This window comes from Verrucosispora sp. SN26_14.1, assembly GCF_004307965.1.
Classification (GTDB): Bacteria; Actinomycetota; Actinomycetes; order Mycobacteriales; family Micromonosporaceae; genus Micromonospora.
Genome location: NZ_SISL01000278.1, coordinates 1 through 8,023, shown reverse-complemented (window position 1 = coordinate 8,023; position 8,023 = coordinate 1). Strand labels below are relative to the sequence as shown.

General features: G+C 73.7%; 7 protein-coding genes and 1 pseudogene. 3 read left to right on the top strand and 5 right to left on the bottom strand.

What is annotated here, in order from left to right; translation table 11 throughout:
* Together EYA84_RS21550 and EYA84_RS21545 are read right to left on the bottom strand one after the other, a co-directional pair.
* Positions 1-1,061: PrsW family intramembrane metalloprotease (locus EYA84_RS21550; protein ID WP_131054858.1), on the bottom strand; the 1,061-nt coding region annotated here is incomplete at its 3' end.
* A gap of 18 nt (positions 1,062-1,079) precedes the next feature.
* Positions 1,080-2,294 carry an aromatic acid exporter family protein gene (locus tag EYA84_RS21545; RefSeq protein WP_236145890.1) on the bottom strand — a complete coding sequence of 405 codons (1,215 nt, stop codon included), beginning with the start codon at positions 2,292-2,294 and terminating at the stop codon, positions 1,080-1,082.
* A 236-nt stretch (positions 2,295-2,530) separates the two neighbouring features.
* Here EYA84_RS21545 and EYA84_RS21540 point away from each other — a divergent pair, with 236 nt between their 5' ends.
* Positions 2,531-3,202, top strand: a complete 672-nt coding sequence (locus EYA84_RS21540; protein WP_131054857.1) for a metal-dependent phosphohydrolase — start codon at positions 2,531-2,533, stop codon at positions 3,200-3,202.
* Here the strand turns inward: EYA84_RS21540 and EYA84_RS21535 are convergent.
* Positions 3,092-3,505 carry a DUF4031 domain-containing protein gene (locus tag EYA84_RS21535; RefSeq protein WP_343232781.1) on the bottom strand — a complete coding sequence of 138 codons (414 nt, stop codon included), beginning with the start codon at positions 3,503-3,505 and terminating at the stop codon, positions 3,092-3,094. The genes EYA84_RS21540 and EYA84_RS21535 overlap by 111 nt on opposite strands.
* Here EYA84_RS21535 and EYA84_RS21530 point away from each other — a divergent pair.
* On the top strand, positions 3,504-4,898 hold the full coding sequence (locus EYA84_RS21530; protein WP_131054856.1) for an FAD-binding oxidoreductase: 1,395 nt from the start codon (positions 3,504-3,506) through the stop codon (positions 4,896-4,898). The two genes, EYA84_RS21535 and EYA84_RS21530, sit on opposite strands and share 2 nt — an antisense overlap.
* A gap of 40 nt (positions 4,899-4,938) precedes the next feature.
* Here the strand turns inward: EYA84_RS21530 and EYA84_RS21525 are convergent, their stop codons facing one another.
* Together EYA84_RS21525 and EYA84_RS21520 are read right to left on the bottom strand one after the other, a co-directional pair.
* Positions 4,939-5,466, bottom strand: coding sequence for a hypothetical protein (locus tag EYA84_RS21525; protein WP_131054855.1), 528 nt, complete (start codon positions 5,464-5,466; stop codon positions 4,939-4,941).
* Positions 5,467-5,549: 83 nt separating this feature from the next.
* The gene (locus EYA84_RS21520) at positions 5,550-7,409 is read right to left on the bottom strand and encodes a glycerol-3-phosphate dehydrogenase/oxidase (RefSeq protein WP_131054854.1); all 1,860 of its coding nucleotides are present in this window, start codon (positions 7,407-7,409) and stop codon (positions 5,550-5,552) included.
* Between the two features lie 50 nt (positions 7,410-7,459).
* Between EYA84_RS21520 and EYA84_RS21515 the strand changes: the two are divergent.
* Positions 7,460-8,023 (top strand): annotated as a pseudogene (locus EYA84_RS21515) (hypothetical protein); the annotation flags it as partial.

The following is an 8,023-nucleotide window of genomic DNA, read 5'->3' as shown; positions in this document are numbered from 1 at the left end:
AGATGTGTACACGAGACAGCCGCCCCCTCCGGCGGGGTCAGCCAGCCGGCGCGGACGTAGTCGGGCAGGGTCCGCTCGGTGAGCCGGCCCTCCCAGGCCCGCAGCCAGACCGCGAAACCGACCATGCCGAAGAAGATCGGCACCATCACCCCGACGATGCCGACCACCGAGATCAGCACCTCGCCGGTGGCCTCGGCCAGCGTCGGCAGCAGGTTCCACGCGCCGTGCAGCATCATCGCCAGCAGCAGACCGGCGACCGGGGCGAAGAAACGGACCCGCCGGTCCGCCGCCCGGGCGGCGATACCGAGCCCGATACCCGCCAACGAGGTGAACAGTGGGTGGGCGAAGCCGAACAGCAGGATCCGGCCGATGAAGATGGCGATGACCTGCTGCGCACCGGTCGCCGGGCCGTACTGCTCGACGCCGGAGGCGTACCCGAGGCCGCCGAGGTAGAGGATGTTCTCCACCATCGCGAAGCCGATCGCGGAGAGTCCGCAGTAGACCAGCCCGTCGGTGATGCCCGACCACTCCCGCCGCCGGAAGATCAGCAGCAGGATCGGGCCGAGGGTCTTGGTCAGCTCCTCGATGAACGGCGCGACCAGCACCGCGGTCAGACCGGCGGGCAGTCCCTGGTCGTCGAACCAGTTGGCGGCCGTCTCGTTCACCAGCAACGAGATCGAGGTGGAGACGAAGGCACCCCACGCGAAGCAGAAGACGAGGTATTTCAACGGCTCCGGCTCGTACCGGTCGAGCCAGAGGAAGCAGGCCACCAGCACCGGGACCGGCAGGATCGCGGCGGCCGTACCGACCAGCAACGCCTCCCCGCCGAGACTGGCACCGAGCGTGAAGATGATGAAGATCGCGCTGGCCGCGATCACCAGGATCACCCCGGCCAGCACCAGCGCCCGCCGCCAGCGGAACCGGCGACGCGGCATGCCGGGCGTACCGGGGCCACCGGGTGGCGCGCCGGGCACGGGAGGCGACGGCGGCAGGTATCCGCCGGACGGGGTGTCGGCCATGCGGTCAGCGTAGTCATGCCGAGCCCACCCGGCCCGGCGCATCGGCACCCCGCCCCCGGCTCAGCCGACCGGGGGTGCGGTGGGCGCCTTGGCGGCCGGTTCCGGGCCGGACGGCGCACCCGGCCGGTCCAGCTCACCGAAGGACTGCCGGACCAGCCGGTTCGCCTCCTCCTGGCTGATCCCCGACGCCACCATCAGGTCGCTGGCGGTGGTACGCACCTGGGCCACCACCACGCTGCCGGAGAACCCGACCCCCTCGGCGTACGCCCGGCCGGCCTCGCTGACCGCGCGCAGCGACCGTTCCCGGGCCTGCTCGGGCTCCTCGCCCTGGGCGAACTCCTTCTTGAGCAGACGGACCGACTCGGCGAGGTGTGCGATCGCGTCCGGCATCGGCCCCGGGACCGGTTCGTCGTCCTCGACGAGGGTGACGGCCCGCCGGATCAGCGTGCCGCTGTTGCGCATCGCCCGGTCGATCGGCTCGGCCGCCTCCGCGTAGTGGGTCAGTTCGCTGCGCCGGTGCCAGCGTGCCGGGGAGAGCAGGGCGGTCTCCTTCGCCCCCTCGATCGCCTCGCTGAGTGCGGACAGTTCCTCCTTGTTGTTCCGCAGCCGGTCCAGCGCCTCCTGGATCCGGTCGCGGTCCCGGTCGCGCAGGCCGTCGGCGGCGTTGTCGAGTTGCTCGGCGAGCAGGTCCAGGGCCGGCCGGGCGGCGCGGTTGAGCACCCGTAGCGGGTTGAGCGGCAGCAGGACGGCGGTGACCAGCAACGCGATGCTGCCGCCGACGAGCGCGTCGATGAACCGGGGGATCTCCAGGTCCTCGACGGAGGGGCTGAGCGTCGCGATCAGCACCGCGGTGGCCGCCGCCTGGATGACGATGGCGACGCTGCCACCGGCGAAGATGGTGAGCAGGATCGCCGAGGTGACGATCAACGCGAGCTGCCACGGACCGGTGCCCAGGAAATAGACCAGCAGGTCACCGACGAACACCCCGACACCCACCCCGATGATCAGCTCGGCGGTCCGGCGGAACCGCTGGCCCACCGAGACGGCGAGGGTGCCGACCGCCGAGATCGGGGCGAAGACCGGCTGCGGATTGCCCAGCAGTTCGTGCGCGGCCACCCAGGCCAGCCCGGCCGCGAGACCCGCCTGGAGGGCCAGGGCGAGCGACATCCGGACCCGGTGCAGGCGGTCCTTGAGGGTGGCCTTGCCCCGGTGGTGCAGTTGCGCCACCGTCTCCGCGATCCGCTGGGTGTCCACGTCCGACAGGCCGTCCCGCATGCGGTTGCCGCGTAGCAGGGTGAATCGTCGGTCCCGGGCCACCGCCATGGCCGCGACTACCCGCCGCACGTCGGGACATTCCTCGCCGACCGGGTGCATCCTCCCGTCGGGTGACGGTCCGCCCGTTCTGGAACACTGCCGGACGCGACGCCCGCCGGAGGCGGTTCGGGCCGGGCCGGCACGGATCCGGAACCGCCGCGACGCGGACCCCCGGCCGGTGCGGCAGACTCGTGCGGGTGACGGGGCTGACGCACCGGTGGCGCGCCGCCGCCCTCTCGGCGGGCGCGACCCGGCCGACGGCGGTGGACGACGCCGGGGCCGAGCTGGTCGCCCGGTGGCAGGAGCCGCACCGCCACTACCACACCCTCGACCACCTGACCGCCGTGCTCGACGTCGTCGACCGGTACGCACCCGCCGCGCACCAGCCCGATCTGGTCCGGCTCGCCGCCTGGTGCCACGACGCGGTGTACGACCCCCGGGCGCCCGGCGACCGCAACGAACGTGACAGCGCGGCGCTCGCGGAGGTCCTGCTCACCCGGGTCGGGCTGCCCGCCGCCGAGGTGGCCGAGGTCGGCCGGTTGGTCCTGCTCACCGCCGGGCACGCGGTGGACCCGGCGGACGCCGACGGCGTACTGCTCTGCGACGCCGACCTGGCGGTGCTGGCCGCACCCGAGCCGGAGTACGACAGGTACGCGGCGGCGATCCGGCGGGAGTACGCCCACGTGCCGGAGCCGGACTACCGGGTCGGTCGGGCCCGGGTGCTCTCCGGGCTGATCGCCCTGCCCGCGCTGTTCCGGTCAGCTCCGCTGGCCGACGCCGGACAGGCGCGGGCCCGGGCCAACCTGACCCGCGAGCTGGCCGCCCTCACCGGCCGGGACCCGGGCGGCGAGGTGTTTGGGGCGACGTAGGCCGGTGGCCCGCAGGAGCCGGGCGATCTCGCGGCTCGGCACCACCTGCGCGCCGAGCCAGACCGCCATCGCGAAGCGTTCCGCCGGGATGTCGTAGTGGTCCCGGTCGAAGCCGCGCCGGGGCGCACCGAGCGCCTCGGCGAAGGCGTGCAGCTCGGCGACGGAGACGTCACTGATCAGGTGGGACCAGAGTCGGCCCCGTGCCGGCCAGGCCGGCCGGTCCACGAAGATCACGGCAGTCACGGTACCCGGCAGCGACCCGAGGTTGATGATCGCCAGCGGCCGGTCGTAGCCTCGGCCCATGGCCAGCCTCCTCGACGACCTCCGCGCCGCGCTCGGCCCGGACGCCGTCCTCACCGACCCGGACCTGCTGCGCGGGCACGAGCGGGACGAGGCCGACCTGTGCGCGTCCGGCACCCCACTGGCGGTCGTCCGGCCGCGCAGCACCGAGGAGGTGGCCGCCGTGGTCCGGGCGGCCGGGCGGCACGGCGTACCCGTGGTGCCGCAGGGCGCGCGGACCGGTCTGGCCGGTGCGGCGAACGCCGTCGCGGGCGCGGTGGTGTTGAGCACGGTGGCGATGGACACCATCCTGGAGATCGACCCGGTGAGTCGGATCGCGGTGGTCCAGCCCGGCGTGGTCAACGCGGCGCTCAGCGCCGCCGTGGCCGAGCAGGGCCTGTGGTATCCGCCGGACCCGGGTTCCTGGGAGTCGTCCACGATCGGCGGCAACGTCGCCACCAACGCGGGCGGGATGTGCTGCGTCAAGTACGGCGTCACCACCGAGTACGTGCTCGGCCTGGAGGTGGTGCTCGCCTCCGGTGAGGTGCTGCGCACCGGCCGGCGTACCGCCAAGGGGGTCGCCGGGTACGACCTCACCCGGCTCTTCGTCGGCTCCGAGGGCACCCTCGGGGTGGTCACCGAGGTGACCGTGGCGCTGCGGCCCGCTCCGGCGGAGTCGTTGACGATGGTGGCGGTCTTCGGCTCCACCGCCGAGGCGGGCGACGCGGTGGCCCGGATCGCCGCCCGTGGCCTCTCCCCCAGCCTGCTCGAACTGCTCGACCGCACCCACCTGGTGGCGATCGAGGCGTACCGGCCGATGGGGTTGCGCACCGACGCCGAGGCGCTGCTGCTGGCCGCCGCCGACACCGGTCCCCGCGCCGCCGAGGACCTGGCCGAGCTGGCCGCCGTCTGCACGGCGGCCGGTGCCGCCGAGGTGTACGCGGCCACCGACGCGGTGGAGGCCGCCGCCCTCCTCCAGGCCCGACGCCTGGCGCACCCGGCGATGGAGAAGTACGCCTCGGACACGTATCCGGACGGCAACGGTGGGCTGATCATCGACGACGTGGCGGTGCCCCGGGCGGCGTTGGCCGCGCTGCTCGACGGGGTCGCCCGGATCGCCGCCGAGTGCCGGGTGCCGATCGGTGTGGTCGGTCACGCCGGTGACGGCAACATGCACCCCAACATCGTGGTCGACCGGGCCGATCCGGCCAGTCTGGAGCGGGGCCGCCGGGCCTTCGACGAGATCATGCGACTCGGCCTGGCACTCGGCGGCACCTGCACCGGCGAGCACGGCGTCGGGCTGCTCAAGCGGGAGTGGCTGGCCCGCGAGATCGGGCCGGTGGGCGTCCGGGTGCATCAGGCGATCAAGGACGCACTCGACCCGGCCGGGCTGCTCAACCCCGGCAAGGTGCTCTGATCCGGGCCGTCCGGGGGCGGGGTGCTTCTGACGGGCCGCCTCAGCCGACCATCTCGGCCGGGGTGTTCTGGGTGAGCAGCAGCAGGATCTCCTCGGCCACCTCGGGTCGTTCCTCGCCGGGGCAGTCCTGCGAGGTGATCAGGCCCGCCGAGGTGAGCAGGCTGGACGTCAACGCGCCGACGCAGGTGACCCGGTAACCCCGGGCCTCGTCGGTCTCCCGGGCCAGCCTCGGATCGGCGAGCAACTGCTGCAACCGCTCGCGGAGTTCCTCGTTGAGTGTGCCGGTCGAGGTGACGCCGTCGCCGGCACAGTCGATGCACTCCCAGCGGCCGTCGGGGGTCACGTTCAGGGTGCGCAGCGGCCCGTCGCTGCCGAGGTTCTGCAACAGGCTGACCCGCCCCTGGCCGCTGGTCGCGGCGCCGCCGGCACCCGGCTGGTCGGCGGCCGGTCCGCTCACCGACGTCTCCGGTTCGGCGCGCTGGCCGAACGGGGCGCATCCGCTCAGGGCGACCACCACCAGGGCGGTGACGGGCAGGGACAGCAGCCGTGACCAGGGTTGCGCTATCACGCGCGGAACTTACCTTACCGTAGGTAGGGCACGGAACCGTCCGGACGGACATCCACCGGCAGCGATATCCAGAATGGACCTGGTCAGCGTGGCAGCCCCGCCGCCCCGTCGTCGGCACCACGGTCCGCCGGATAGCCGCGCACGTCCGGCGCACCCAGCCGGGCGGCGTCCGCCGTCGCGTCGTCCGGCATCAACTGCGACTGCCGCTCCGCCTCCACCCGTGCCCGGTAGTGCGTCACCTCGCGCTCCCGCCGTGCCTCGTCCCAGCCCAGCACCGCACCCATCAACTCGGCCGCGTGTCCGGCCGACTCCAGCCCCCGGTGCGTGGTCTCGAAGGAGACCCGGGTACGCCGGGTGAGCACGTCCTCCAGGTGCAGCGCGCCCTCGGCACGGGCCGCGTAGGTCACCTCCGCCGCGAGGTACTCCGGCGCACCGGCCAGCGGAGACGCCTGCAACGGGTCGGCGTCGATCAGGGCGAGCAGGTCCAGGGCCAGGCTGCCGTAACGCTCCAGCAGGTGCTCGACCACACCGACCGGCACCCCGTGCCGGCGGGCCAGGTCGGCCCGGTCCCGCCACATCGACGCGTACCCGTCCGCGCCGAGCAACGGCAGGTCGGCGGTGCGCGAGGGACGTTGTGCCCCGAGCCGGTGCGCGGCCCGGTCGACCACGTCCGAGGCCATCACCCGGTACGTCGTGTACTTGCCGCCGGCCACCAGCAACAACCCGAGCATCGGCTCGATGACGGCGTGTTCCCGGGACAGCTTCGAGGTGGAGTCGGCCTCGCCGGCCAACAACGGGCGCAGCCCGGCGTAGACGCCCTCGATGTCGGCCGTGGTGAGCGGCCGGTCCAGCACGGTGTTCACCTGTTGTAGCAGATAGTCGATGTCGCTGGCGGAGGCCGCCGGATGCGAGCGGTCCAACTGCCAGTCGGTGTCCGTGGTGCCGATGATCCAGTGCCCGCCCCACGGGATCACGAACAACACGCTCCGGGCGGTACGCAGGATCAGCCCGGTCTCACCGGTGATCGCCGAGCGGGGCACCACCAGGTGCACCCCCTTGGACGCCCGGACCCGGATGCCACGTCGCAACCCGACGTCGTCGAGCATCCGTGACATGTCGTCGGTCCACACGCCGGTGGCGGCGATCACGGTGCGGGCGCGTACCTCGAACTCGCCCTCCGGGGACCCGGCGGGCGACTCCAGGTCACGGACCCGCACCCCGGTCACCTCCCGGGCCTGCCGGATCAGCCCGACCGCCCGGGTGCTGCTCACCACCGTCGCGCCCAGGCTCGCCGCGGTCCGGGCCAGCGTCACCACCAGGCGGGCGTCGTCCACCTGACCGTCGTAGTAGCGGATCGCGCCGGCCAGTCCCTCGGTCCGCAGGCTCGGGAAGACCCGGCGGGCGCCCTCGCGACTGAGGTGCCGGTGCAACGGCATGCCCCGGCCACCGCCGAAGAGACCCGCGAAGGCGTCGTACGCGGCCACCCCGGCGCCGTAGTAGGCCCGCCGCAGCACCCGGGCCGGAAGATCGCGTACGCCCTGCCCGGCGGGAAGCGGCACCAGGATCGGCACCGGACGCACCAGGTGCGGCGCCAGCCGGGTGGCCAGCAGACCCCGCTCGGTGAGCGCCTCGTGCACCAGGTGGAACTCCAACTGCTCCAGGTAGCGCAGGCCGCCGTGGATCAGTTTGCTGGACCGGCTGGACGTGCCGGCCGCGAAGTCGCGGGCCTCGACCAGGGCCACCTTCAGCCCCCGGGAGGCCGCGTCGACGGCGGCACCTGCACCGGTCACACCACCGCCGATGACCAGAACGTCGAAGCGCTCGGCCCGTAGCCGACGCAGGTCGTCGGCCCGGCGGGCGGGCGAGAGCTGGCCGGCAACGGATCGCAAGACGTGGGGATCGCGCACCCGTCCACGGTAGCCGCAGCGATCACCTGGTGGCATGCCACGGCCGCCGGGGACGACCGGTGGAGGCCGGACCGTAGGGTGTGCGGATGCGTGACGATCACTTGACGTCCGGTGACGCCGGGAGCCCCTGGGCCGTTGTCGCGGCGGTGCTGGTCGGCGGGGCGACAGTCACCATCGCCCTGCTGACACAGGCCGGTGGCTGGCTGGTCGACCAGGTGCTGCTGCTCAGCGGGCTGGACCGGTTCGTGCCGCTCTGGCCGCTGGCCGCACTGTTCACCGTGCTCCTGATCGGTGCCGCCACGCTGCCGCTGGCCCTGGTCCCCCGCTCGACGACGATCCGCGCCGCCGGCCGGGGCTGGCTGGTCGGGGCGCTCGCGATGGGCGTGCTCGGGCTGTTGCGGACGATCCCCCCGGTGCACCACGAGGCGTACCTGGCCGCGCTGGCCGTGACCGCCGCGCTGCTGGCGCTGCTCGCCCACCGGCTCTCCCCCCGTCTGGCCCCCGCTCCCCGCCCGGCCCGTCCCGGTCCACTCCCGCCGCCCGAGTGGCACACCACACCGCCGGGTTGGCCCACGACACCGCCGGGTCCGACCGGGGCGGTGCCAGGTCCGACCGGGGCGGGGCCGGAGTCGTCCGGCGAGCAGCCCGTC

Excerpts from the sequence above, each read along its gene's own strand:
- EYA84_RS21545 (WP_236145890.1), bottom strand. The coding sequence starts at position 2,294 with ATGCGGGACGGCCTGTCGGACGTGGACACCCAGCGGATCGCGGAGACG.
- EYA84_RS21530 (WP_131054856.1), top strand. The coding sequence starts at position 3,504 with ATGGCCAGCCTCCTCGACGACCTCCGCGCCGCGCTCGGCCCGGACGCC.
- EYA84_RS21535 (WP_343232781.1), bottom strand. The coding sequence starts at position 3,505 with ATGGGCCGAGGCTACGACCGGCCGCTGGCGATCATCAACCTCGGGTCG.
- EYA84_RS21520 (WP_131054854.1), bottom strand. The coding sequence starts at position 7,409 with ATGCCACCAGGTGATCGCTGCGGCTACCGTGGACGGGTGCGCGATCCC.